Source organism: Bradyrhizobium sp., assembly GCF_027307225.1.
Classification (GTDB): Bacteria; Pseudomonadota; Alphaproteobacteria; order Rhizobiales; family Xanthobacteraceae; genus Bradyrhizobium.
The window spans coordinates 1-21,707 of sequence record NZ_DAHUXJ010000052.1; the positions used below are offsets into that span (position 1 = coordinate 1).

General features: G+C 61.8%; 28 protein-coding genes and 1 pseudogene. All 29 read left to right on the plus strand.

Annotated features, from left to right (window positions below):
- Positions 1 to 906 (plus strand): annotated as a pseudogene (locus M6D32_RS08490) (DNA-directed RNA polymerase subunit beta'); the annotation flags it as partial.
- 199 nt (positions 907 to 1,105) lie between these two features.
- Positions 1,106 to 3,166, plus strand: a complete 2,061-nt coding sequence (locus tag M6D32_RS08495; RefSeq protein WP_298255272.1) for an FAD-dependent oxidoreductase — start codon at positions 1,106 to 1,108, stop codon at positions 3,164 to 3,166.
- A gap of 175 nt (positions 3,167 to 3,341) precedes the next feature.
- Complete coding sequence (locus M6D32_RS08500; protein ID WP_298255274.1) at positions 3,342 to 5,348, plus strand: ABC transporter ATP-binding protein; 2,007 nt, start codon at positions 3,342 to 3,344, stop codon at positions 5,346 to 5,348.
- Between the two features lie 630 nt (positions 5,349 to 5,978).
- Positions 5,979 to 6,350: a 30S ribosomal protein S12 gene (gene rpsL, locus M6D32_RS08505; RefSeq protein WP_011473880.1), complete on the plus strand. Its 372-nt coding sequence runs from the start codon at positions 5,979 to 5,981 to the stop codon at positions 6,348 to 6,350.
- Between the two features lie 111 nt (positions 6,351 to 6,461).
- The gene (rpsG, locus tag M6D32_RS08510) at positions 6,462 to 6,932 is read left to right on the plus strand and encodes a 30S ribosomal protein S7 (protein WP_298255276.1); all 471 of its coding nucleotides are present in this window, start codon (positions 6,462 to 6,464) and stop codon (positions 6,930 to 6,932) included.
- 32 nt (positions 6,933 to 6,964) lie between these two features.
- Positions 6,965 to 9,037, plus strand: a complete 2,073-nt coding sequence (gene fusA / locus M6D32_RS08515; RefSeq protein WP_298255278.1) for an elongation factor G — start codon at positions 6,965 to 6,967, stop codon at positions 9,035 to 9,037.
- A gap of 39 nt (positions 9,038 to 9,076) precedes the next feature.
- Positions 9,077 to 10,267 (plus strand): elongation factor Tu, encoded by a 1,191-nt coding sequence (gene tuf / locus M6D32_RS08520; RefSeq protein ID WP_298255280.1) that lies wholly within the window; start codon positions 9,077 to 9,079, stop codon positions 10,265 to 10,267.
- Between the two features lie 83 nt (positions 10,268 to 10,350).
- The gene (rpsJ, locus tag M6D32_RS08525) at positions 10,351 to 10,659 is read left to right on the plus strand and encodes a 30S ribosomal protein S10 (protein WP_072823595.1); all 309 of its coding nucleotides are present in this window, start codon (positions 10,351 to 10,353) and stop codon (positions 10,657 to 10,659) included.
- A 54-nt stretch (positions 10,660 to 10,713) separates the two neighbouring features.
- Positions 10,714 to 11,436: a 50S ribosomal protein L3 gene (gene rplC, locus M6D32_RS08530; protein ID WP_298255282.1), complete on the plus strand. Its 723-nt coding sequence runs from the start codon at positions 10,714 to 10,716 to the stop codon at positions 11,434 to 11,436.
- Positions 11,436 to 12,056: a 50S ribosomal protein L4 gene (gene rplD, locus M6D32_RS08535; protein ID WP_298255284.1), complete on the plus strand. Its 621-nt coding sequence runs from the start codon at positions 11,436 to 11,438 to the stop codon at positions 12,054 to 12,056. Before rplC ends, rplD begins: the two co-directional genes overlap by 1 nt.
- Positions 12,053 to 12,352: a 50S ribosomal protein L23 gene (locus tag M6D32_RS08540; protein WP_298255286.1), complete on the plus strand. Its 300-nt coding sequence runs from the start codon at positions 12,053 to 12,055 to the stop codon at positions 12,350 to 12,352. Before rplD ends, M6D32_RS08540 begins: the two co-directional genes overlap by 4 nt.
- Positions 12,353 to 12,364: 12 nt before the next feature.
- Positions 12,365 to 13,198 carry a 50S ribosomal protein L2 gene (gene rplB / locus M6D32_RS08545; protein WP_298255288.1) on the plus strand — a complete coding sequence of 278 codons (834 nt, stop codon included), beginning with the start codon at positions 12,365 to 12,367 and terminating at the stop codon, positions 13,196 to 13,198.
- A gap of 12 nt (positions 13,199 to 13,210) precedes the next feature.
- The gene (rpsS, locus tag M6D32_RS08550; RefSeq protein WP_298255290.1) at positions 13,211 to 13,489 is read left to right on the plus strand and encodes a 30S ribosomal protein S19; all 279 of its coding nucleotides are present in this window, start codon (positions 13,211 to 13,213) and stop codon (positions 13,487 to 13,489) included.
- A 10-nt stretch (positions 13,490 to 13,499) separates the two neighbouring features.
- Complete coding sequence (rplV, locus tag M6D32_RS08555; RefSeq protein ID WP_298105531.1) at positions 13,500 to 13,880, plus strand: 50S ribosomal protein L22; 381 nt, start codon at positions 13,500 to 13,502, stop codon at positions 13,878 to 13,880.
- A gap of 17 nt (positions 13,881 to 13,897) precedes the next feature.
- Positions 13,898 to 14,602, plus strand: a complete 705-nt coding sequence (rpsC, locus tag M6D32_RS08560; protein WP_298255292.1) for a 30S ribosomal protein S3 — start codon at positions 13,898 to 13,900, stop codon at positions 14,600 to 14,602.
- A 31-nt stretch (positions 14,603 to 14,633) separates the two neighbouring features.
- A complete protein-coding gene (rplP, locus tag M6D32_RS08565) occupies positions 14,634 to 15,047 on the plus strand; it encodes a 50S ribosomal protein L16 (protein ID WP_298105525.1) in 414 nt (137 codons plus the stop codon).
- 11 nt (positions 15,048 to 15,058) lie between these two features.
- Positions 15,059 to 15,265, plus strand: coding sequence for a 50S ribosomal protein L29 (gene rpmC / locus M6D32_RS08570; RefSeq protein ID WP_298255294.1), 207 nt, complete (start codon positions 15,059 to 15,061; stop codon positions 15,263 to 15,265).
- Between the two features lie 11 nt (positions 15,266 to 15,276).
- A complete protein-coding gene (rpsQ, locus tag M6D32_RS08575; protein WP_298255296.1) occupies positions 15,277 to 15,525 on the plus strand; it encodes a 30S ribosomal protein S17 in 249 nt (82 codons plus the stop codon).
- A gap of 94 nt (positions 15,526 to 15,619) precedes the next feature.
- Positions 15,620 to 15,988 (plus strand): 50S ribosomal protein L14, encoded by a 369-nt coding sequence (gene rplN, locus M6D32_RS08580; protein WP_291704125.1) that lies wholly within the window; start codon positions 15,620 to 15,622, stop codon positions 15,986 to 15,988.
- Entirely contained in the window at positions 15,988 to 16,302 is a 315-nt protein-coding gene (gene rplX / locus M6D32_RS08585; protein ID WP_298255300.1) for a 50S ribosomal protein L24, read from the plus strand. The genes rplN and rplX overlap by 1 nt, the downstream gene beginning before the upstream one ends.
- Positions 16,295 to 16,855: a 50S ribosomal protein L5 gene (gene rplE, locus M6D32_RS08590; RefSeq protein WP_298255302.1), complete on the plus strand. Its 561-nt coding sequence runs from the start codon at positions 16,295 to 16,297 to the stop codon at positions 16,853 to 16,855. The genes rplX and rplE overlap by 8 nt, the downstream gene beginning before the upstream one ends.
- A 46-nt stretch (positions 16,856 to 16,901) precedes the next feature.
- Positions 16,902 to 17,207, plus strand: a complete 306-nt coding sequence (gene rpsN / locus M6D32_RS08595; RefSeq protein ID WP_298255304.1) for a 30S ribosomal protein S14 — start codon at positions 16,902 to 16,904, stop codon at positions 17,205 to 17,207.
- A gap of 12 nt (positions 17,208 to 17,219) precedes the next feature.
- On the plus strand, positions 17,220 to 17,618 hold the full coding sequence (rpsH, locus tag M6D32_RS08600; protein WP_298255306.1) for a 30S ribosomal protein S8: 399 nt from the start codon (positions 17,220 to 17,222) through the stop codon (positions 17,616 to 17,618).
- A 122-nt stretch (positions 17,619 to 17,740) separates the two neighbouring features.
- Positions 17,741 to 18,274, plus strand: a complete 534-nt coding sequence (gene rplF, locus M6D32_RS08605) for a 50S ribosomal protein L6 (RefSeq protein WP_298255308.1) — start codon at positions 17,741 to 17,743, stop codon at positions 18,272 to 18,274.
- Positions 18,275 to 18,285: 11 nt separating this feature from the next.
- The gene (gene rplR, locus M6D32_RS08610) at positions 18,286 to 18,648 is read left to right on the plus strand and encodes a 50S ribosomal protein L18 (RefSeq protein ID WP_298255310.1); all 363 of its coding nucleotides are present in this window, start codon (positions 18,286 to 18,288) and stop codon (positions 18,646 to 18,648) included.
- A gap of 135 nt (positions 18,649 to 18,783) precedes the next feature.
- A complete protein-coding gene (gene rpsE, locus M6D32_RS08615) occupies positions 18,784 to 19,359 on the plus strand; it encodes a 30S ribosomal protein S5 (RefSeq protein ID WP_298255311.1) in 576 nt (191 codons plus the stop codon).
- A 36-nt stretch (positions 19,360 to 19,395) separates the two neighbouring features.
- Complete coding sequence (gene rpmD / locus M6D32_RS08620) at positions 19,396 to 19,587, plus strand: 50S ribosomal protein L30 (RefSeq protein ID WP_298255313.1); 192 nt, start codon at positions 19,396 to 19,398, stop codon at positions 19,585 to 19,587.
- A gap of 74 nt (positions 19,588 to 19,661) precedes the next feature.
- Complete coding sequence (gene rplO / locus M6D32_RS08625) at positions 19,662 to 20,150, plus strand: 50S ribosomal protein L15 (RefSeq protein WP_298255315.1); 489 nt, start codon at positions 19,662 to 19,664, stop codon at positions 20,148 to 20,150.
- A gap of 138 nt (positions 20,151 to 20,288) precedes the next feature.
- Positions 20,289 to 21,620: a preprotein translocase subunit SecY gene (gene secY / locus M6D32_RS08630; RefSeq protein WP_298255317.1), complete on the plus strand. Its 1,332-nt coding sequence runs from the start codon at positions 20,289 to 20,291 to the stop codon at positions 21,618 to 21,620.
- Positions 21,621 to 21,707 lie beyond the last annotated feature (87 nt).

A 21,707-nucleotide genomic window follows, 5' to 3' on the forward strand; every position in this document is an offset into this window, starting at 1 on the left:
ATCATCTCGGTCAAGGAGGGCTCGTCGATCAATGCGGGCGACGTCGTCGCGCGTATTTCGATCGACAGCGCCAAGACCCGCGACATCACCGGCGGTCTGCCGCGGGTGGCCGAACTGTTCGAGGCACGCAAGCCAAAGGACGCGGCGATCATCGCGGAAATCGCGGGCACCATCCGGTTCGGCCGCGACTACAAGAACAAGCGCCGTATCTCGATCGAGCCGATGGACAAGAATGAGGAGACCCGCGAATACCTCATTCCGAAGGGCAAGCACATCCATCTGCAGGACGGCGATATCGTCGAAAAGGGCGACTTCATCGTCGAAGGCAACCCGGCACCGCACGACATCCTGGCGATCAAGGGCATCGAGGAACTCGCGGCCTATCTGGTCAACGAAATCCAGGAGGTCTACCGGCTGCAGGGCGTGCTGATCAACGACAAGCACATCGAGGTGATTGTCCGTCAGATGTTGCAGAAGGTGGAAATTACCGACCAGGGCGACACCGACATGATCTCGGGCGAACAGATCGACAAGATCGAGTTCGACGCGCTCAACGAAAAGGCGAAGGAAGAGGGCAAGAAGCCCGCCACGGGAACGCCGGTTCTGCTCGGCATTACCAAGGCGAGTTTGCAGACCCGCTCGTTCTTCTCGGCGGCCTCCTTCCAGGAGACCACCCGCGTGCTCACCGAAGCCGCCGTCAACGGCAAGGTGGACCCGCTGGAAGGCCTCAAGGAGAACGTCATTGTCGGCCGCCTGATCCCGGCCGGCACCGGCGCCTCGATGGCGAAGATCCGCGAAGTCGCGATGAAGCGCGACAAGCTGATCCTCGACGAGCGCGAAAAGCAGGCGGCGATCGTGCCGGCTGCCCCGGAGGTCGAGCCCTTGGCCCTGCCGCCGGCCGAATAGGCCAAAAGCGGACCCGAAAGACTACGGAAAGACCGGCGAAAGCCGGTCTTTTTTGCTATTTCCGGGCTATTCTGCTTGATTGCGGCGCGGTCGTTCATCTTCCCTTCAGGGAAAAAAGCGCTTCTTCTCAAATAACTTAAGTCTGGCGTCTGGGGGCAGGCGACCGAGACGGCGGGGGGCCGGAAATCACCGGAAACAAATGTTGGATCTTGCAATTGTAGGCGGCGGTCCTGGCGGCCTGATGAGTGCGTGGTACCTCAAGAAGAAGTTGGGTGACCAGTGCCGCATCACGATTTTTGAAGCCTCGGACCGCCTCGGGGGCAAGGTCCTGACCGGGCGTTTCGATTCTGCGCCCGCGATCTACGAGGCCGGTGTAGCCGAAATCTACGACTACTCGATGACCGGCCCGGACCCCTTGCGCGAAATGATCCAGCATTTCGGACTGCAAACCATTCCGATGGATGCCGAACAGATCCAGTTCGACGGCGAACTGCTCAACGACGTTGCGGGCATGCGCCGCAAATACGGGGCAAAGACCGCCGACGCCATCGAGGCGTTCCGCGAGCGCTGCTGCGAGATGGTGGCGCCGATCGAATACTACGAGGGCATCGGCGCCCACGACAATGAACATCCATGGGCCTACATCACGGGTGAGGAACTGCTCGATCGCGAGGTCGATGACGACATCGCCAAGCGCTTCTTCAAGGTAATGGCGCGCTCGGACATAGCGACCGAGAGCCACAACACCAACGGCCTTAATGCGCTGAAGAACTTCGTGATGGATGTCGACGGCTATATCGGCCTCTATTCGATCCAGAACGGCAACGAGCAGCTGATCGAATGCCTCAAGGAGGAGGTTAGCGCCGATATCCAGCTCAATCATCGGGTTCTGAAAGTCGGCAAGACCACAAGCGGCCGCTACCAGCTCAAGATGATGAACGGCAAGGGTCCGGAGACGCGGGATTTCGATCTCGTGCTGATGTGCCTGCCGCATTCCTGGCTCGCGACCATGGGCTGGGACGGCGAAGACCTCCGCAAGTCCATGATCAAGCACGTCGCCTATTTCGACCGGCCCGCACACTACCTGCGGGTCTCGATCCTGTTCGATTCGCCGTTCTGGGGCGACAAGATCCCGGGCGCCTGGTTCATGTCGGAGGCCTTCGGCGGCTGCTGCGTCTACAATGAAGGCGCGCGCCACGACGTCGGCCGTAACGGCGTCCTCAATTGGCTGATCGCCGGCTCCGATGCGCTCGCCTTCGCCAACCTGGACGACAAGGCGCTGATCGACGCCGCGCTGAAATCGTTACCGGCCTCGCTCGGCGATGCGCGCGCCCATTTCGTCGAGGGCAAGACCCATCGCTGGCTGTCGTCCGTCAACGCCTTGCCCGGCGGCATGCCGGCGCGCGACGTGATGACCAATCACCAACCGGAGCCCAAGCAGCATTCGGGCGTCGTTCTGGTCGGCGATTATCTGTTCGATTCGACGCTGAACGGGTTGCTGGATTCGTCGGATGCCGCCACCGACATCATCGTCACCGAAACGATGCGGCTGCGCCGTGCGCGCGGCGCGAACGGCGAGGCTCTGTCCGAAAAGATCGATCGCGGCTATTTCGAGAATTACCGCGGGCTTGGACCGTATCATGAGGTCTGGAGCCAGTTCACCGATCCGGCCTATCTGATGGACCTGATCCGGATCGTCTGGGGCCGTGAGCAAGGCTACAAACTGCTGGTGGCGGGATCGGCGAGCGGCGAACTCATCGGCGCCTTGCGCGCGCGCGGCGTGGATGCCTGGGGCATCGAGAACAATCGCGCCATTCACGCGCTCACCCCGAAAGCGCTGCAGAAATTCAACAAGCTCGGCTCGATCGTCGATCTGCCTTTCAAGGACGGCGAGTTCGATTTTGTCTTCGAGACCAGCCTTTGCCATGTGACGGAAAAGCGCGTCGTCAGGGCCATTCGCGAGCTCAACCGCGTCATGAAGTCCGGCCTGGTGTTCGGCTCCGTGACGTCGGACATGGCGACCGCCTTGATCGATCGTTATGACCTCCTGCGCGGGGTCAGGAAGCTCGGCACCTGGTGGGAATGGTCGGAGCTGTTCTTCAACAACGGCTTCGATCTCTCGATGCATCGCCACGATTGCACGGATGCGTTGTGGGCGGCGACGCTCGCAGCCAACAAGGGGCCCGGCCAGTGGTATGCCGACGCCGACAGCTTGCGCTATTCGTTCTTTGACAAGATCGAGGACGACGATGACGAGTAAGCAGGACCAGTAAGGTTACCGGTGCGGCGGTTCAAAGGTCCGCATCGCTGATGCCGCGCGTTCGTCATACCACTGATTATTTTTGCTGAGGGCGTGCTGATCGCCTAGGATAGGGGGTAGCACATTCCCTTGTTCGTCTTGCGGTCATGCCGGCCGTGCAGCACCGGTTGGTTTCATGGCTTCCAGGCTTTCATTGTCAGGTGAATCCGTCTCAGCGTCCGCAGACGATTCCGACTCGTTGGATGCCACGAAGAAGCTCGCGGCTGCCGCGGCGCCCGGCGTCCGCTCAACCGGCGCCAAGGCATTGCCGGTCGAAGACGACGACGAAGAGGGCGACGACGACGAACTTGAACTCGACGACGAGGACGACGAGGAACTCGCCGTCTTTACCGCCAAGGAAGCTGCCGGCGCGCTGGCGACGGTTTACGGCTTCGTCAAACCCTTCCTGAAGAATTACAAAAAGCTGATTGCATTCGTCGGCCTCGGCGTCCTGGTCGAGACGCTGTTCAACGTGATCATGCCGCTCAGCCTGAAGTTTCTCATCGACGATGCGCTCGGCGAGGAGGATTTCGAGGCGCTGATTCGCATTCTTTCGGTGCTGGCGGTGGCCGGCATCATCACCTCGATCGTCGCGATCTGGTATGAGCGGTGGGACGCGAGGTTGGCCGCGGCGTTGATTTCGGATGTGCGGGCGCGGTTGTTCGATCACGTCCAGAATTTGCCCGCGGCGTTTTTCCAGCGCACCAGGCGCGGTGAAATCCTGTCGCGGTTCTCGGTCGATATGGCTGCCTTCGAGGGCACGGTTAAGGGTTTCGCTAACAGCGCCGCATTGCCGTTCTTCGAGTTGATAGCCGGCATCATTTTGATGCTGTTCCTGAACTGGCAGCTGGCCGCGATTTCGCTCCTGGTGTTTCCGATCACGCTGATCGGCCCGCGCATCATCACCCCGAAGGCCGTGCAGGCGAACTACGGGCAGAAGCTCAACGAGGCTTTCCTGCTCGGCATGGTGCAGGAAAACATCGCGACACAAGCGGTGGTCAAGGCCTTCATGCTCCAGCGCAAGACGTTCGGCTGGTTCTCGATGCGCAACAGCGAGACGCGGCGCAAAATTGCCTCCGCCGTATTTTTGTCGGCCATGGTCGAGCGTACCGTCACCATCGCGGTGCTGTTGCTGCACCTCGTGGTGCTCGCGATCGGCGCCTATCTTGCGACCAAGGGCCAGATCACGGTCGGAACGTTCGTGACGTTCGAGAGCGCGTTCTGGGAGGTGTCCTACAACATCGCCCATGTCATGCACTTCATTCCGGTCTCGATTCAGTCCGCGGCCGGCGTGCGGCACATGGAGGAATTGCTCGACGAGCCGACCCGCGGCGAGGATCGACCCGGCGCGCCGGATTTGCCGCGCATCACCCACGATATCTCCTTCGAGCACGTGACCTTTCAGTATGAGGGCAGCGAGACACCGGTTCTCGATAATTTCAGTCTGAAGCTCGATGTCGGCAAAACCATCGCGATTGTCGGGCCAAGCGGTTCGGGCAAGAGCACGCTGCTCAACCTGATCCTGCGCCTTTATGTGCCGGACGAGGGTCGGATCACCATCGACGGCGTCGACATCCTGAAAGTGACGCGCGATTCGCTCCGCCGGCGCATGGCGGTGGTGTTCCAGGAGAACATGCTGTTCAACATGTCGATCCGCGAGAACATCCGCCTCGGCAAGGAAGGCGCGACCGACAAGGAAGTGGAAGATGCGGCCCGCAAGGCCGAAATCCACCGCTACATCATGAGCCTTCCGCGGAAATACGACACCCAGGTCGGCGAGCGTGGCGACACTTTGTCGGGTGGCCAGCGCCAGCGGATTGCGATTGCGCGGGCCATCGTGCGCGACCCGTCGATTCTCCTTTTGGACGAGGCGACGTCGGCGCTTGACCAGACCACGGAAGCCGCCATCAACAAGACGCTGATGAAGCTTGCGAGGAGCCGAACCATGATCTTTTCGACCCATCGCCTGACCTCGGTGGTCGATATGGACGAAATCGTTGTGATTTCCGGCGGCAAGGCGATCGAACGCGGCTCGCACGAGGAGTTGCTGGCGGCGAACGGGATGTACCGCCAGCTCTGGGACGACCAGAGCGCCAAACCGCACAAAGCCGTCGACCAGGACGACGATAAGGACGAGGATTAAGGCTGCCCGCCAAGGTGAACGGGCGAGCGGGAGGTGGCCGGGCAAGCCAGCAAGGCTGTTTTTTGGTATTAAAGTACCTAAATTTGACTTCCGCGGCCAGAAGCGGATGGCTGCTCACGCCGCGTTGGATCGCTTGCGATGGACCTGATGAGGTGCATGCAGCTAGCGGCAGAAGTGCTTCATCTACTGTCGTTTCGCCTTGACTTGGCCATCCCGCGCCGATAGAACCCGCGCACTCAACGACAGGCGGTGAGCTTCGCTTGCGTCGGAACGGACCACCCTTCGAGCCCTTGTTTTAAGGGTTCGCGACGGGCACCAACCTCGACGAATGTCGCTCAAACGCTGTCGAACATAGCTAGGCAATGCCGTATCGATTTCAGCTTTCGTGGGTAAGTCCCTCGGGGCTGATCGGGTGCATGACCTCAGGTGCAGTTCGAGCGGGGTAGTCCGATCGAAGCTTGACTTGCGGTCCTCTGTGGCGACGAAGCGCTTTCTGCTCAGGGATGAGCGGTTGGCGCGATTTCGCTTTGCGCGGATGTTTTCGCGGAAGGCGGGTGAGGGGACCGCGAGGTCCCGAACGAATTTTGCGGAGCTTTCGGGTTCCGCGTGAACTGAAGGGTGAAGGCTGACATGCCGACGATCAACCAGCTGATCGCAAGTCCGCGCGTCGTACAAAAGTCGCGCAAGAAGGTGCCGGCGCTCCAGCAGTCGCCGCAGAAACGCGGCGTTTGCACCCGCGTCTACACCACGACCCCGAAGAAGCCGAACTCGGCGCTCCGCAAGGTCGCCAAGGTGCGCCTGACCAACGGCTTCGAGGTCATCGGTTACATCCCGGGTGAAGGCCACAATCTTCAGGAGCACTCGGTGGTGATGATCCGTGGCGGCCGCGTCAAGGACTTGCCCGGCGTGCGCTACCACATCCTCCGCGGCGTCCTCGACACGCAGGGCGTCAAGAACCGCAAGCAGCGCCGTTCGAAGTACGGCGCCAAGCGTCCGAAGTGAGCCGAGCATAGCGAGGGTCATCCCCGGGCAGCGAAGCGAGCCCCGGGGATCTGGAGCAACAAGTTAAGACGTGGATGGCCGGGACGAGCCCGGCCATGACAAGGAACCAAGATGTCGCGCCGCCATTCTGCTGAAAAACGTGAAGTGCTTCCGGACCCGAAGTTCGGAAACATCATCATTACGAAGTTCATGAACTCGGTGATGTATGCCGGGAAGAAGTCGGTCGCCGAAGGCATCGTCTACGGCGCCCTTGGCTTGATCGAGGCCAAGACCAAGCAGAGCCCGCTCACCGTGTTCGAGCAGGCGCTGGAAAACGTGATGCCGACCATCGAAGTCCGCTCGCGGCGCGTCGGCGGCGCCACCTACCAGGTGCCGGTCGAAGTTCGCTCCGTCCGCCGCCAGGCGTTGGGGATCCGCTGGCTGATCTCGGCCGCACGCGAGCGCAATGAAAAGACCATGACGGAGCGGCTGTCGGCCGAACTGCTCGACGCATCGAATAACCGGGGGAACGCCGTCAAGAAGCGTGAAGACGTGCACCGGATGGCGGAAGCCAACCGCGCCTTCTCGCACTACCGCTGGTAACGGCGAAACGTCAGGACCCTGAGGAACAGACCATGCCCCGCCAACATGCCATCGAGGACTACCGCAACTTCGGTATCATGGCGCATATCGACGCCGGCAAGACCACGACCACCGAGCGTATCCTTTATTACACTGGCAAGAGCCACAAGATCGGCGAAGTGCACGAAGGTGCCGCGACGATGGACTGGATGGAGCAGGAGCAGGAGCGTGGCATCACCATCACCTCGGCTGCGACGACCGCGTTCTGGAACGGCAAGCGGCTGAACATCATCGACACCCCCGGCCACGTCGACTTCACCATCGAAGTCGAGCGTTCGCTTCGCGTGCTCGACGGCGCGGTATGCGTGCTCGATTCCAACCAGGGCGTCGAGCCGCAGACCGAGACGGTCTGGCGCCAGGGCGACAAGTACAAGGTTCCGCGCATCGTCTTCGCCAACAAGATGGACAAGACCGGCGCCGACTTCTTCAAGTGCCTTGCCGACATCGTTGACCGCCTCGGCGCCAAGCCGATCGCGATCCAGCTTCCGATCGGCGCCGAGAACAACTTCAAGGGTCTCGTCGATCTCGTGAAGATGAAGGGCATCATCTGGAACGATGAATCGCTCGGCGCGAAATTCGATTATGTCGACATTCCCGCAGACCTCGTCGATCAGGCCAAGGAATATCGCGAGAAGATGGTGGAAGCCGCCGTTGAACTCGACGACGACGCCTTGGCTGCCTTCCTCGACGGCAATGAACCGGATGAAGCGACGCTGAAGCGGCTGATCCGGAAAGCCGTTTTGACCGGCGCTTTCTATCCTGTGCTATGCGGCTCGGCCTTCAAGAACAAGGGCGTGCAGCCGCTGCTCGACGCGGTTGTCGACTATCTGCCGTCGCCGATCGACGTGCCTGCGATCAAGGGCACCGACGAGGATGGCAACGAAATCTTGCGCAAGGCTGACGACAAGGAGCCGCTGGCGCTGCTTGCGTTCAAGATCATGGATGACCCGTTCGTCGGCACCATCACCTTCTGCCGCATCTACTCCGGCACGCTGATATCGGGCACCGGTGTCATCAACTCGACGCGCGACCGCAAGGAGCGTATCGGCCGCATGCTGTTGATGCATGCCAACAACCGCGAAGACATCAAGGAAGCCTATGCCGGCGACATCGTTGCGTTGGCGGGCCTGAAGGAAGCGCGTACCGGCGATACGCTGTGCGATGCGCACAAGCCGGTGATTCTGGAAAAAATGGAGTTTCCGGAGCCGGTCATCGAGATCGCGATCGAGCCGAAGTCGAAGGCCGACCAGGAGAAGCTCGGCGTGGCGCTGGCGAAGCTCGCCGCGGAAGACCCGTCGTTCCGCGTGTCGACCGATCAGGAGTCTGGCCAGACCATCCTCAAGGGCATGGGCGAGCTCCATCTCGATATCAAGGTCGACATCCTCAAGCGCACCTACAAGGTCGATGCCAACATCGGCGCACCGCAGGTGGCGTTCCGCGAGCGTGTCACCCAGCGGGTCGAGCACAGCTACACCCACAAGAAGCAGACCGGCGGAACCGGCCAGTTTGCCGCGATCACGATCATCGTCGAGCCCAACGAGCCGGGCAAAGGCTACGAGTTCGAGTCCAAGATCGTTGGCGGCGCGGTGCCGAAGGAATATATCCCCGGTGTCGAAAAGGGCCTGGAGAGCGTGTTGTCCTCCGGCGTGGTCGCAGGCTTCCCAATCGTCGATGTCAAGGTTCAGCTCATCGACGGCAAGTACCACGACGTCGACTCGTCGGCACTGGCCTTCGAAATCGCAACCCGCGCCTGCTTCCGCGAGGCGTTGCAACGGGGCAAGTCGGTCCTGCTCGAGCCGATCATGAAGGTCGAGGTGGTGACGCCGGAAGATTACACCGGTTCGGTCATCGGCGATCTGAATTCGCGGCGCGGCCAGATCCAGGGCCAGGACATGCGCGGCAATGCCAATGTCATCAACGCGATGGTGCCGCTGATGAACATGTTCGGTTACGTGAATAACCTGCGCTCGATGAGTCAGGGGCGCGCGACCTTTACGATGCAATTCGACCACTACGCTGAAGCGCCGGCAAATGTGTCGGCAGAAGTCCAGAAAAAGTTTGCCTGATTATCGTTGGCGGCAGCTAACGATTGAACGGAGAGTCAAATGGCCAAAGCAAAATTTGAACGTAACAAACCGCACTGCAACATCGGCACCATCGGTCACGTCGACCACGGCAAGACCTCGCTGACGGCAGCGATCACCAAGATCCTGGCCGAAACCGGCGGTGCAACGTTCACGGCGTACGACCAGATCGACAAGGCGCCGGAAGAGAAGGCGCGCGGCATCACGATCTCGACCGCTCACGTTGAGTACGAGACGAAGAACCGCCACTACGCTCACGTCGACTGCCCCGGCCACGCCGACTATGTGAAGAACATGATCACCGGCGCCGCGCAGATGGACGGCGCGATCCTCGTCGTGTCGGCTGCCGACGGCCCGATGCCGCAGACCCGCGAGCACATCCTGCTCGCCAAGCAGGTCGGCGTGCCCGCGATGGTCGTGTTCCTCAACAAGTGCGACATGGTCGACGATCCGGAACTGCTCGAGCTCGTCGAGCTCGAGGTGCGTGAGCTGCTCTCGAAGTACGACTTCCCGGGCGACAAGATTCCGATCATCAAGGGCTCGGCTCTCGCCGCCCTCGAAGACAAGGACAAGAAGCTCGGCCACGACGCGATCCTCGAGCTGATGAAGAATGTCGACGAGTACATTCCGCAGCCGGAGCGTCCGATCGACCAGCCGTTCCTGATGCCGGTGGAAGACGTGTTCTCGATCTCCGGCCGCGGCACCGTCGTGACCGGCCGTGTCGAGCGCGGCATCATCAAGGTCGGCGACGAAATCGATATCGTCGGCCTGCGCGCCACGCAGAAGACCACCGTCACCGGCGTCGAAATGTTCCGCAAGCTGCTCGACCAGGGCCAGGCGGGCGACAACATCGGCGCGCTGCTCCGCGGTACCAAGCGCGAGGAAGTCGAGCGCGGCCAGGTGCTGTGCAAGCCGGGTTCGGTCAAGCCGCACACCAAGTTCAAGGCTTCGGCCTACATCCTCACCAAGGAAGAGGGCGGGCGTCACACCCCGTTCTTCACCAACTACCGGCCGCAGTTCTACTTCCGCACCACCGACGTGACCGGTATCGTGCATCTGCCGGAAGGCACTGAAATGGTGATGCCGGGCGACAACATCTCGATGGAAGTGCATCTGATCGTGCCGATCGCGATGGAAGAGCAGCTCCGATTCGCGATCCGCGAAGGCGGCCGTACCGTCGGCGCCGGCGTCGTCGCAAGCATCATCGAGTAAGAAGCGAATAGGGAATGGCGAGTAGCGGTGGACCAATCCATTCGCTATTCGCTACTCGCCACTGACCAAGAAAGATTACGGCAATGAACGGCCAGAATATTCGCATCCGCCTCAAGGCGTTCGACCATCGGATTCTCGATACGTCGACGCGTGAGATCGTGAACACGGCGAAACGGACCGGAGCCCAGGTGCGCGGACCCATTCCGCTGCCGACGCGGCTGGAGAAGTTCACCGTCAACCGTTCGCCGCATGTCGACAAGAAGAGCCGCGAGCAATTCGAGATGCGCACGCACAAGCGCCTTCTCGATATTGTCGATCCGACCCCGCAGACGGTGGACGCGCTGATGAAGCTCGATCTCGCCGCCGGTGTCGACGTCGAAATCAAGCTCTAACCCTTTAAAGCCGTCCGCTCGTCCAGGCGGACAGAAAGAACAGGAAGCACGAAGATGCGCTCCGGAGTGATCGCACAAAAGGTCGGGATGACGCGGGTCTTTACAGAGACCGGCGAGCACGTGCCTGTGACCGTGCTCAAGCTCGGCAATTGCCAGGTGGTCGGTCACCGCACGACCGAGAAGAACGGTTATGTTGCGCTCCAGCTCGGTTCGGGCTCGCGCAAGACCGTCTACATGCCGAAGGCCGAACGCGGCCAGTTCGCCGTCGCCAAGGTCGAGCCCAAGCGCAAGCTTGCCGAGTTCCGCGTGTCGGAAGACGCTCTGATCCCGGTCGGCGCCGAAATCCAGGCCGACCATTTCGTCGTCGGCCAGTTCGTCGACGTCACCGGCACCTCGGTCGGTAAGGGTTTTGCCGGCGGCATGAAGCGCTGGAACTTCGGCGGTCTGCGCGCCACCCACGGCGTGTCGGTTTCGCACCGCTCGATCGGTTCGACCGGCGGCCGGCAGGATCCCGGCAAGACCTGGAAGAACAAGAAGATGCCCGGCCACATGGGTGTCGATCGCATCACCACGCTCAACCTTCGCGTCGTCCAGACCGATGTCGAGCGCGGTTTGATCCTGGTCGAAGGCGCCGTTCCCGGCTCCAAGGGCGGTTGGATCGCAGTGCGCGACGCCGTCAAGAGGCCGTTGCCGAAGGAGGCTCCGAAGCCCGGCAAGTTCAAGGTCGCAAGCGGCGAGCAGGCGGCTGAAGCGCCGGCCCAAGGGGAGGGCGCGTAATGGAACTCAAAGTCACAACGCTTGAGGGCAAGGCGGCCGGTTCGGTCCAGCTGTCCGACGGCATCTTCGGCCTCGAGCCGCGCAAGGATATCATCCAGCGCTGCGTGCAATGGCAGCTTAACAAGCGCCAGGCCGGCACCCACAAGGCCAAGGACCGCGCCGAGATCTGGCGGACCGGCAAGAAGATGTACAAGCAGAAGGGCACCGGCGGTGCGCGTCACGGCTCGGCCCGCGTGCCGCAGTTCCGCGGCGGCGGCCGCGCATTCGGCCCGGTGGTGCGCTCGCATGCGACCGATCTGCCGAAAAAGGTCCGCGCGCTCGCGCTTCGCCATGCGCTCTCGGCCAAGGCCAGGGACGGCAGCCTGATCGTGATTGAGAAGGCCGCGCTTGACGCCGCCAAGACCAAGGCTCTGGTCGGGCACTTCTCCGGCCTCGGCGTCACCAGTGCGCTGATCATCGATGGTGCCGAGCTCAACACGAGCTTTGCCAGCGCCGCGCGCAACATTCCCAATATCGACGTGCTGCCGATCCAGGGCATCAACGTCTATGACATTCTCCGCCGCGAGAAGCTGGTGCTGACCAAGGCGGCGCTCGATGCGTTGGAGGCGCGCTTCAAATGAAGACTATCGATCCGCGCCATTACGACGTCATCGTCGCTCCCGTCGTCACCGAAAAGGCGACGATGGCCTCCGAGCACAACAAGGTGGTGTTCAAGGTCGCGAGCAAGGCTACCAAGCCGCAGATCAAGGAAGCCGTCGAGAAGCTGTTCGACGTCAAGGTCAAGAGCGTCAACACGCTGGTCCGCAAGGGCAAGACCAAGGTTTTCCGCGGCAGTTTCGGTTCGCAGTCGGACGTGAAGCGGGCGGTCGTGACCCTCGAAGAGGGCCACCGCATCGACGTCACCACCGGGCTATAAGGCGGCGCAGTCATGGCACTGAAAACATACAACCCCACGACACCGGGCCAGCGCCAGCTGGTGATGGTCGATCGTTCGGCCCTCTACAAGGGCAAGCCGGTCAAGGCGTTGACCGAGGGCAAACAGTCCACCGGCGGTCGTAACGCGACCGGCCGCATCACCGTGCGTTTCCGCGGCGGCGGCCACAAGAAGGCCTACCGCGTCGTCGACTTCAAGCGCACCAAGGTCGATATGCCGGCGACGGTCGAGCGGCTCGAATACGATCCGAACCGTACCGCCTTCATTGCGCTGGTGAAGTATACCGACGGCACCCAGGCCTACATCCTGGCGCCGCAGCGGCTTGCCGTCGGTGATACCGTCGTCGCCGGCAACTATGTCGACGTCAAGCCGGGCAACGTCATGCCGCTCGGGAACATGCCGGTCGGCACCATCGTCCACAATGTCGAACTGAAGATCGGCAAGGGCGGTCAGCTGGCGCGCTCCGCGGGCACCTACGCCCAGATCGTCGGCCGCGACCAGGACTACGTGATCGTCCGCCTGAACTCCGGCGAGCAGCGCCTGGTCCACGGCCGCTGCACCGGCACCATCGGCGCGGTGTCCAACCCCGATCACATGAACATCTCGATCGGCAAGGCCGGCCGCAAGCGCTGGCTCGGCCGCCGTCCGCATAACCGCGGCGTCTCGATGAACCCGATCGATCATCCGCACGGCGGCGGCGAAGGCCGCACCTCGGGCGGCCGCCACCCGGTCACGCCGTGGGGCAAGCCGACCAAGGGCAAGAAAACCCGGTCGAACAAGTCGACTAACCGATTCATTCTCATCAGCCGCCACAAGCGGAAGAAGTAAGGAACGCCGGACATGGTTCGTTCAGTCTGGAAAGGCCCGTTTGTCGAGGGATCGCTGCTCAAGAAGGCCGATGCCGCGCGTGCATCCGGCCGTCATGACGTCATCAAGATCTGGAGCCGCCGCTCGACCATCCTTCCGCAATTCGTCGGCCTCGTGTTCGGCGTCTACAACGGCCAGAAACACGTACCGGTCTCGGTGAACGAGGAAATGGTCGGTCACAAGTTCGGCGAGTTTTCGCCGACGCGGACGTTCCATGGCCATTCGGGCGACAAGAGAGCCAAGAAGGCTTGAGGATTAAGCGATGAGCAAACCAAAGCGCCAACGCGCCCTTTCGGACAATGAGGCCAAGGCGGTCGCCCGGATGCTCCGGGTGAGCCCGCAGAAGCTGAACCTTGTCGCGCAATTGATTCGCGGCCGGAAGGCGTCGGCGGCGCTTGCGGACCTGCAGTTCTCGCGCAAGCGGATCGCGGTCGACGTCAAGAAGTGCCTGGAATCGGCGATTGCCAATGCCGAGAACAATCATGACCTCGATGTCGACGATCTCGTCGTCGCCGAGGCGCATGTCGGCAACGGCATTGTCATGAAGCGTTTTGCCCCGCGCGGCCGTGGCCGTTCGGGTCGGGTTTTCAAACCGTTCTCGCAACTGACGATCGTGGTTCGTCAGGTCGAGGCGAGCGCTTAAAGGCGCGGGAGAATACGATGGGTCAGAAAATCAATCCGATCGGGCTGCGTCTCGGCATCAACCGGACCTGGGATTCGCGCTGGTTCGCCGGCAAGAACGAGTACGGCAAGCTCTTGCACGAAGACGTCAAGATCCGCGCCATCCTGCACAAGGAGCTCAAGCAGGCGGCGGTCGCCAAGATCGTGATCGAGCGGCCGCACAAGAAGTGCCGCGTGACGATCCACTCGGCGCGTCCGGGCGTCGTGATCGGCAAGAAGGGCGCCGACATCGACAAGCTGCGCAAGAAGGTCGCCGACATCACCGCTTCCGACGTCGTCATCAACATCGTCGAAATCCGCAAGCCCGAACTCGATGCCACGCTGGTGGCCGAATCGATCGCGCAGCAGCTCGAGCGCCGCGTCGCGTTCCGCCGCGCCATGAAGCGCGCGGTGCAGTCGGCGATGCGTCTGGGCGCCGAAGGCATTCGCATCAACTGCTCGGGCCGTCTCGGCGGCGCCGAAATCGCCCGCATGGAGTGGTACCGCGAAGGCCGCGTGCCGCTGCACACGCTGCGTGCCGATATCGACTACGGCGTTGCGACCGCGTTCACGACCTTCGGCACCTGCGGCGTCAAGGTCTGGATCTTCAAGGGCGAGATCCTCGAGCACGATCCGATGGCCCAGGACAAGAAGATGGCCGAAGGCGAGAGCAGCCGGCCTCGCCGCGATAATGCTGCGGCCTAAGAAGTTACAGAAGGTTTGAGGGCTTAACGCCATGATGCAACCAAAGAAAACGAAGTTCCGGAAGGCGCATAAGGGCCGCATTCACGGCACTGCGACTTCAGGCGCGACGTTGTCGTTCGGCCAGTATGGCCTGAAGGCGATGGAGCCTGACCGCGTCACCGCGCGTCAGATCGAGGCGGCTCGCCGCGCGCTGACCCGCCACATGAAGCGCGCCGGCCGCGTCTGGATCCGCGTATTCCCGGACGTTCCGGTGTCGAAGAAGCCCGCCGAAGTGCGCATGGGCTCCGGCAAGGGTACGCCCGAATTGTGGGTCGCGAGGATCAAGCCCGGTCGCGTGATGTTCGAAATCGATGGCGTGCCGGTGCAGACGGCCAAGGAAGCGCTCGCGCTTGCCGCCGCCAAGCTGCCGATCAAGACGCGCTTCGTCGCGCGCATTGCGGAATAGGGAAGACGGCCATGGCCCAGATGAAAATTGCCGATGTTCGCGCGATGAGCCCCGATCAGATGGATGACGCTGTCCTCAATCTGAAGAAGGAGCGCTTCAACCTGCGCTTCCAGCGCGCCACCGGGCAGCTGGAAAACACCTCGCGGCTGCGCGAAGCCCGCCGCGACATCGCCCGCATCAAGACAGTCGCCGCGCAAGCGCGCGCCAAGAAGAAGTAAGGAACAGGCCAATGCCGAAACGTCAGCTTCAGGGCGTGGTCGTTAGCGACAAGCAAGCAAAGACGGTGGTGGTGCGCGTCGATCGCCGCTTCACCCACCCGATCTACAAGAAGACGATCCGCCGTTCGAAGAACTATCACGCGCACGACGAGAACAGCCAGTTCAAGCCGGGCGACACCGTGTGGATCGAGGAAAGCAAGCCGATCTCGAAATTGAAGCGCTGGACCGTGGTCCGGGGCGAACATCAGAAAACGGCCTGAGAGCTTTTCGCTTGGGCCTTTGGCCCGGCTTTTGGCCTTTCGGGAAATTTTTCAGCGCTAGCTAGCGCAAGCAGAAAGAGGACGAGGTGCATCAATGATTCAGATGCAGACCAACCTCGACGTGGCCGACAATTCAGGCGCACGCCGTGTCATGTGTATCAAGGTGCTCGGAGGCTCCAAGCGCCGTTACGCCACCGTGGGCGACATCATTGTCGTGTCGATCAAGGAAGCGATTCCGCGCGGCAAGGTGAAGAAGGGCGACGTGATGAAGGCCGTGGTGGTGCGGGTCCGCAAGGACATCCGCCGTCCCGACGGTTCTATCATCCGCTTCGACCGCAACGCGGCCGTGCTGATCAACAACCAGGCCGAGCCGGTCGGCACCCGTATCTTCGGGCCGGTGCCGCGCGAACTGCGCGCCAAGAACCACATGAAGATCATCTCGCTTGCGCCGGAGGTGCTGTGATGGCCGCCAAGATCCGCAAGGGTGACAAGGTTGTCGTGCTGTCGGGCCGCGACAAGGGCCGCACCGGCGAGGTGTTCGAGGTTCGACCCGACGCAAGCCAGGCGCTGGTGCGCGGCGTCAATCTCGTCAAGCGCCACCAGAAGCAGACCCAGAACCAGGAGGGCGGCATCATCTCGAAAGAGGCGCCGATCCACCTGTCCAACATTGCGATCGTCGGCAAGGATGGCAAGCCGACCCGCGTAGGTTTCAAGATTCAGAAAGATGGAACCAAGGTGCGCATCGCCAAGCGCTCGGGAGCAGAGATCGATGGCTGAGACCGCATACATCCCGCGCCTGCGCGCGCAGTTCGACAAGGAAATCCGAGGCAAGCTGACCGAGCAGTTCGGCTATGCCAACTCGATGCAGGTGCCGCGGCTCGACAAGGTCGTGCTCAACATGGGCGTCGGCGAGGCAGTCAACGACCGCAAAAAGGCGGAAGTAGCTGCGGCCGACCTGTCGTTGATCGCCGGCCAGAAGGCGATCGTGACCTATTCGCGCATCGCGATTGCGACCTACAAGCTGCGCGAAAACCAGCCGATCGGCTGCAAGGTCACGCTGCGCAAGACGCGCATGTACGAGTTCATCGACCGCCTTGTGAACGTGGCGCTGCCCCGCGTGCGCGACTTCCGTGGCCTCAATCCGAAGAGCTTCGACGGCCGCGGCAACTATTCGCTTGGCATCAAGGAGCACATCATTTTCCCCGAGATCGACTTCGACAAGGTACAGGGGGAAGCGTGGGGCATGGACATCACGGTCTGCACCACCGCAAGGACCGACGACGAAGCAAGGGCATTGTTGGCCGCATTCAATTTCCCGTTCCGGCAGTGAGACGCGGATAGACGCCTCTCAAACGCGGAACCAGAAGGAGCCAGTCATGGCAAAGAAGAGTTCAATCGAGAAGAACAACCGGCGTAGGCGGATGGCGAAGAACGCCGCTCCCCAGCGCGCGAAGCTGAAGGCCATCATCGCCGACAAGACCAAGCCGATGGAAGAGCGGTTTGCGGCGACGCTGAAGCTCGCCGAGATGCCGCGCAACTCGTCGCCGACCCGGATTCGCAACCGATGCGAGCTGACCGGTCGCCCGCGCTCGAACTATCGCAAGAACAAACTTTCCCGCATCGCGCTCCGTGAACTCGGCTCCAAGGGCCTGATTCCCGGCCTCGTGAAGTCGAGCTGGTAAGGAGGGTCGCGCATGTCCACACACGATCCGATCAGCGATCTCATCACCCGCATCCGCAACGCGCAGATGCGTTCCAAGTCCAAGGTCTCGACCCCGGGCTCGAAGATGCGCGCCAACGTGCTCGAAGTGCTGAAGACGGAGGGCTACATCCGCGGCTACGCCAGCGTCGAGCACTCCTCGGGGCGCAACGAACTCGAGATCGAACTGAAGTATTTCGACGGCGAGCCTGTGATCCGCGAGATCGAGCGGGTGTCAAAGCCAGGGCGTCGCGTTTACGCCTCGGTGAAGAACCTGCCGCGCGTCAATAACGGGCTCGGCATTTCGGTATTGTCGACGCCGAAGGGAATCATGGCTGACCACGACGCGCGTGACGCGAATGTGGGCGGCGAGGTTCTCTTTACGGTGTTCTAGTGCGCCTTCCGCAAAAGTGGAGACCGTTTTGCGAGATGAATGCGCACGAACTTTAAAATTGACGCATTTTCTGCGGCGAACCGGTACCCACTTCGCCGGAAAATGCTAGGTAGGAGAAGACGATGTCACGTATCGGCAAAAGGCCTGTGACGATCCCGTCGGGCGTTACCGCGACCGTCGAGGGACAGACGGTGAAGATGAAGGGGCCGAAGGGTCAGCTTTCCTTCGTCGCGCACGACGACGTCGAGGTGAAGTTCGAGAACGGCCAGGTGAAGGTGGCGCCGCGCCACGATACCAACCGCGCCCAGGCGCTGTACGGTACGGCGCGCGCGCAGGTCGCCAACCTGGTTTTGGGCGTCACCAAGGGTTTCGAGAAGAAGCTCGAGATCAACGGCGTCGGCTATCGCGCCGCGTTGCAGGGCAAGAACCTTCAGCTCGCGCTCGGCTATAGCCACGACGTGGTCTATCCGATCCCGGAAGGCATCTCGATCACTGTGGCGAAGCCGACCGAAATCACGATCACCGGCAACGACAGCCAGCGTGTCGGCCAGGTCGCCGCCGAGATTCGCTCCTACCGTCCGCCGGAGCCCTACAAGGGCAAGGGCGTGAAGTATGCCGATGAATTCATCTTCCGCAAGGAAGGCAAGAAGAAGTAACGGAGCCGGTCATGTCGAGAATGAAAGCTACGAATGCCCGGCGCAAGCAACGCGTGAGGCTTGCGTTGCGCCGTTCCGCCGGCGGCCGTCCGCGCCTGTCGGTGTTCCGCTCGTCGAAGCACATCTATGCCCAGGTCATCGACGACCTGAAGGGCGAGACGCTGGCTTCGGCCTCGTCGCTGGAAAAGACGATGCGCGATGGCGGCAAGACGGGTGCAAACATCGATGCGGCGAAAGCGGTCGGCAAGCTGCTTGCGGAGCGCGCCGTGAAGAACGGCGTCAAGGAAGTGGTGTTCGATCGTGGCAGCTATCTTTATCACGGCCGCGTCAAGGCGCTCGCGGATGCCGCGCGCGAAAGCGGATTGAGCTTCTAGTGGTCCGATTCCAACATTCGCATCCCGTCTCAGCGGCCACATTTGCGAATGTTGGAATCAAAGGACCACTAGGGAATTACGGTTTAACGGACACGAGGACAGGGGCTTCTCGCCTCTCAAGGATTGGAAAACACCATGGCAGGTGAACGCGAACGCGGCGGACGCGAACGGAGCAGGGATCGCGACGAGCGCGACAGCGAGTTCGTCGACAAGCTCGTCCACATCAACCGTGTGGCGAAGGTGGTAAAGGGCGGCAAGCGCTTCGGCTTTGCGGCGCTGGTCGTCATCGGCGACCAGAAGGGCCGGGCCGGGTTCGGTCACGGCAAGGCGCGCGAAGTGCCGGAAGCGATCCGAAAGGCTACCGACGCTGCCAAGCGCAACCTGACGCGCGTGGCGTTGCGCGAAGGCCGCACGCTGCATCACGATATCTTCGGCCGTCACGGCGCAGGGCGCGTCTACCTGCGCGCGGCGCCGGCCGGTACCGGCATCATTGCCGGCGGCCCGATGCGCGCCGTGTTCGAGACGCTCGGCGTCCAGGACGTGGTCGCCAAGTCGATCGGCTCGTCGAATCCCTACAACATGGTTCGCGCGACCTTTAACGCGCTGAAGCATCAGGATTCGCCGCGTTCGGTTGCGGCGCGCCGCAACATCAAGGTGTCGACGCTGCAGTCGCGCCGGGTCGGCGGCGACGCCGAAGTGGTTGCTGAATAATCAAGCCGCGCTTTCGCGCGTTACGGAGTTACGACGATGGCCAAGGCCGCAAAGATGATCAAGGTCGAGCAGACCGGCAGCCCGATACGCCGCCACCATTCGCAGCGTTCGACGCTGATCGGACTGAAGCTCAACAAGATCGGCCGTGTTGCCGAATTGAGCGATACGCCGGAAATTCGCGGCATGATCGCCAAGGTTCAGCATCTCGTCCGCGTCGTCGGGAAGTAAGATAGGAGCATGATCCCGAAAAGTGGTTTCCGGTTTTCGGTCGAGATCATGCTCAAAAGATAAGGAATCGAACGATGAAGCTCAGCGATATCGCGGACAACGCCGGCTCGCGCAAAAAGCGGATGCGCGTCGGCCGGGGCATTGGCTCGGGCAAGGGCAAGACCTCCGGCCGTGGCGGCAAAGGCCAGACGGCGCGCTCGGGCGTGCGCATCAAGGGCTTCGAGGGCGGCCAGATGCCGTTGCATCGGCGTTTGCCGAAGCGCGGCTTCACCAACATCTTCGCCCTCGAATTCGTCGAGATCAATCTCGACCGGATCCAGCAGGCGATCGACGCCAAGAAGCTCGATGCCAAGGATACGGTGACGGCAGAGACGCTGGTGAAGGCCGGCGTGTTGCGACGCTCCCGTGACGGCGTGCGGCTGCTCGGCCGCGGCGAGATCAAGGCCAAGCTGAATATCGAGGTCCATGGCGCTTCCAGATCCGCGGTCGCAGCCGTCGAGAAGGCGGGCGGCTCGGTCAAGATCCTGGCGCCGGCGGAGAAGGACGAAGGCAAGGCGGCGTAACTTCTACGTCATCGCTTGCGCCGGCGCGGGCAAAATGCCGGGCAAACGATGGACTTATCGCCGTCGAGCACCAAATAATGCATCGCGACAGCGCCTTGCCGGAGCAGGGCGGGGGGCGCGGCGGGAGAGAAGCTCAAGATGCCCTCAGCAGCAGAACAATTAGCGGCCAATATCAATTTCGGCGCCTTCGCCAAGGCCGATGAGCTGAAGAAGCGCATCTGGTTTACCCTCGGCGCGCTGCTTGTCTACCGGCTCGGCACCTACATCCCGCTGCCCGGCATCGATCCCCAGATCTGGGAGCAGGTGTTCAACTCGCAGGCCGGCGGCATTCTCGGCATGTTCAACATGTTCGCCGGCGGCGGCATCCACCGCATGGCGATCTTTGCGTTGAACATCATGCCCTATATCTCGGCCTCGATCATTATTCAGCTCCTGACCACGGTCTCGCCACAGCTGGAAGCGCTGAAGAAGGAAGGCGAAGCGGGCCGCAAGGTCATAAACCAGTACACGCGTTACCTCACCGTTGTCCTGGCTATCTTCCAGTCTTATGGCATCGCGGTAGGCCTTGAAGGCGCCAGCAACGTCGTCGTCGATCCCGGCCTGTTTTTCCGTATCTCGACCGCGATCACCCTGACCGGCGGCACCATGTTCCTGATGTGGCTGGGCGAGCAGGTCACATCGCGGGGCATCGGCAACGGCGTTTCGCTGATCATCATGTCGGGCATCGTGGCGCAGCTGCCTTCGGCGCTCTACAACATGCTGGAACTCGGCCGCACTGGCGGCATGTCGACCGGCGTGATCCTGCTCGTGATCGTCATGGCCGTCGTCGTGATCGCCTTTATCGTGTTCATGGAGCGCGCGCAGCGGCGGCTCCTGATCCAGTATCCGAAGCGTCAGGTCGGTAACAAGATGTTCGAGGGCCAGTCCTCACATCTGCCGCTCAAGTTGAACACCTCGGGCGTGATCCCGCCGATCTTTGCGTCTTCGCTGTTGCTCCTTCCGACCACGGTTGCCAACTTCAATGCCGGCCACGGTCCGCAATGGCTGCAATGGATCACGACCGAGCTCGGCCATGGGCGGCCGCTGTTTCTGATCCTCTACCTGGCGTTGATCGTGTTCTTCGCCTTCTTCTATACGGCGATCGTGTTCAACCCGACCGAGACTGCCGACAACCTCAAGAAGCACGGCGGATTCATTCCGGGCATCCGGCCGGGCGAGCGTACCGCCGAATATATCGACTATGTGCTGTCGCGAATTACGGTCCTGGGCGCGATCTACCTCGCGGTGGTGTGCCTCATTCCGGAAATCCTGATTTCCTATGCGGCTGTGCCGTTCTACTTCGGCGGAACCTCGCTGCTGATCGTCGTCAGCGTGACGATGGATACGGTGGCGCAGGTGCAGGGCTATCTGCTCGCCCATCAATATGAGGGGCTGATCCGGAAGTCGAAGCTGCGCGGCCGACGCCGCTAACGCTCGACCCCCGCCATTTTGCGCTGTGTCGTATTAGCTACGCGGCAAGCACGGATTGATTTTGAGCAACGCGTGTGCGGTGATCCG

Excerpts from the sequence above, each read along its gene's own strand:
- M6D32_RS08495 (WP_298255272.1), top strand. The coding sequence starts at position 1,106 with ATGTTGGATCTTGCAATTGTAGGCGGCGGTCCTGGCGGCCTGATGAGT.
- M6D32_RS08500 (WP_298255274.1), top strand. The coding sequence starts at position 3,342 with ATGGCTTCCAGGCTTTCATTGTCAGGTGAATCCGTCTCAGCGTCCGCA.
- rpsL (WP_011473880.1), top strand. The coding sequence starts at position 5,979 with ATGCCGACGATCAACCAGCTGATCGCAAGTCCGCGCGTCGTACAAAAG.
- rpsG (WP_298255276.1), top strand. The coding sequence starts at position 6,462 with ATGTCGCGCCGCCATTCTGCTGAAAAACGTGAAGTGCTTCCGGACCCG.
- fusA (WP_298255278.1), top strand. The coding sequence starts at position 6,965 with ATGCCCCGCCAACATGCCATCGAGGACTACCGCAACTTCGGTATCATG.
- tuf (WP_298255280.1), top strand. The coding sequence starts at position 9,077 with ATGGCCAAAGCAAAATTTGAACGTAACAAACCGCACTGCAACATCGGC.
- rpsJ (WP_072823595.1), top strand. The coding sequence starts at position 10,351 with ATGAACGGCCAGAATATTCGCATCCGCCTCAAGGCGTTCGACCATCGG.
- rplC (WP_298255282.1), top strand. The coding sequence starts at position 10,714 with ATGCGCTCCGGAGTGATCGCACAAAAGGTCGGGATGACGCGGGTCTTT.
- rplD (WP_298255284.1), top strand. The coding sequence starts at position 11,436 with ATGGAACTCAAAGTCACAACGCTTGAGGGCAAGGCGGCCGGTTCGGTC.
- M6D32_RS08540 (WP_298255286.1), top strand. The coding sequence starts at position 12,053 with ATGAAGACTATCGATCCGCGCCATTACGACGTCATCGTCGCTCCCGTC.
- rplB (WP_298255288.1), top strand. The coding sequence starts at position 12,365 with ATGGCACTGAAAACATACAACCCCACGACACCGGGCCAGCGCCAGCTG.
- rpsS (WP_298255290.1), top strand. The coding sequence starts at position 13,211 with ATGGTTCGTTCAGTCTGGAAAGGCCCGTTTGTCGAGGGATCGCTGCTC.
- rplV (WP_298105531.1), top strand. The coding sequence starts at position 13,500 with ATGAGCAAACCAAAGCGCCAACGCGCCCTTTCGGACAATGAGGCCAAG.
- rpsC (WP_298255292.1), top strand. The coding sequence starts at position 13,898 with ATGGGTCAGAAAATCAATCCGATCGGGCTGCGTCTCGGCATCAACCGG.
- rplP (WP_298105525.1), top strand. The coding sequence starts at position 14,634 with ATGATGCAACCAAAGAAAACGAAGTTCCGGAAGGCGCATAAGGGCCGC.
- rpmC (WP_298255294.1), top strand. The coding sequence starts at position 15,059 with ATGGCCCAGATGAAAATTGCCGATGTTCGCGCGATGAGCCCCGATCAG.
- rpsQ (WP_298255296.1), top strand. The coding sequence starts at position 15,277 with ATGCCGAAACGTCAGCTTCAGGGCGTGGTCGTTAGCGACAAGCAAGCA.
- rplN (WP_291704125.1), top strand. The coding sequence starts at position 15,620 with ATGATTCAGATGCAGACCAACCTCGACGTGGCCGACAATTCAGGCGCA.
- rplX (WP_298255300.1), top strand. The coding sequence starts at position 15,988 with ATGGCCGCCAAGATCCGCAAGGGTGACAAGGTTGTCGTGCTGTCGGGC.
- rplE (WP_298255302.1), top strand. The coding sequence starts at position 16,295 with ATGGCTGAGACCGCATACATCCCGCGCCTGCGCGCGCAGTTCGACAAG.
- rpsN (WP_298255304.1), top strand. The coding sequence starts at position 16,902 with ATGGCAAAGAAGAGTTCAATCGAGAAGAACAACCGGCGTAGGCGGATG.
- rpsH (WP_298255306.1), top strand. The coding sequence starts at position 17,220 with ATGTCCACACACGATCCGATCAGCGATCTCATCACCCGCATCCGCAAC.
- rplF (WP_298255308.1), top strand. The coding sequence starts at position 17,741 with ATGTCACGTATCGGCAAAAGGCCTGTGACGATCCCGTCGGGCGTTACC.
- rplR (WP_298255310.1), top strand. The coding sequence starts at position 18,286 with ATGTCGAGAATGAAAGCTACGAATGCCCGGCGCAAGCAACGCGTGAGG.
- rpsE (WP_298255311.1), top strand. The coding sequence starts at position 18,784 with ATGGCAGGTGAACGCGAACGCGGCGGACGCGAACGGAGCAGGGATCGC.
- rpmD (WP_298255313.1), top strand. The coding sequence starts at position 19,396 with ATGGCCAAGGCCGCAAAGATGATCAAGGTCGAGCAGACCGGCAGCCCG.
- rplO (WP_298255315.1), top strand. The coding sequence starts at position 19,662 with ATGAAGCTCAGCGATATCGCGGACAACGCCGGCTCGCGCAAAAAGCGG.
- secY (WP_298255317.1), top strand. The coding sequence starts at position 20,289 with ATGCCCTCAGCAGCAGAACAATTAGCGGCCAATATCAATTTCGGCGCC.